Raw genomic sequence first — 995 nt, 5'->3', positions numbered from 1 at the left:
GGCGAAGGGGAGCACGCATCCGGACCCCGCACCGGTTTCGGCGCTCACGATGGCACGCCACGACGGTGCCCCAGGATGCCGCCCCGCACCGGTTCAGGCGAGTCGCGCGCCCGCGCCCCACACCGCATCGACGGCGAGCTCGTCGGTGAGCAGCACCGCGTCCGCGGCATAGCCGACGTCCAGTCGGCCGAGGTCGTGCGCACGGCCGATGGCGGCCGCGGGGGTCACGGTGAGTGCGCCGACGGCCTCGTCGAACGCGATGCCGCTGTCGATCACCGCGCGCCGCAGCGCGACATCCTGCGTGAGCGTCGACCCGGCGATCGAGCCGCCCTGCGAGAGCCGGGCGATGCCGCCCTCGACGATGACCTCGAGCGACCCGAGCTGGTAGACGCCGTCGTCTGACCCGGCGGCAGCCATGGCGTCGGTGACGAGCGCGACCCGTCCGGGTGCGCCCGAGAACGCGAGTCGCACGACGTCGGGATGCACGTGCACGCCGTCGTTGATGATCTCGAGCGTCACGTGGTCGGCGTGCATCGCCGCGACGACGGGACCGGGTGCGCGATGGTGGATGCCGCGCATGCCGTTGAACGCGTGCGTGAGGATCGTCGCGCCCGCCTCGAACGCGGCGAGCGACGTCGCGAAGTCCGCGCCGGTGTGGCCGATCGCCACGGCGACGCCCGCGTCGACGAAGCGGGCGATCGCCTCGGCCGCGCCGGTGTGCTCGGGGGCGATCGTCACCTGCCGCAGCGAGCCCGCGGATGCCTCGAGCAGCAGGTCGACCGCGGCCGGGTCGGCCGTGCGCAGCAGCGCGGGGTCGTGCGCGCCGCGGAACTCGTGGTCGAGGAACGGGCCCTCGAGGTGCGCGCCGAGCACGCGCGGGTCGGATGCCGCGACGGCGGCGATCGTCCGCAGGTGCCCTGCGAGCACGTCGACGGGTGCCGTGACGAGTGAGAGCACCGATCGCGTGGTGCCGTGCGCCGTGTGCACGGCGAGCG

At 74.4% G+C, this 995-nt stretch carries 1 protein-coding gene; it reads right to left on the bottom strand.

The genetic code is table 11. The features are described from left to right. Positions 1-93: 93 nt before the first annotated feature. The coding region (locus tag AC1DY2_RS20110; RefSeq protein ID WP_476764024.1) for an N-acetylglucosamine-6-phosphate deacetylase at positions 94-995 on the bottom strand (902 nt) is incomplete at its 5' end.

Source organism: Agromyces sp. P1_H4, from assembly GCF_056405255.1.
The sequence above is the reverse complement of the archived record's forward strand: the minus strand, read 5'-3'. Positions and strand labels throughout refer to the sequence as shown.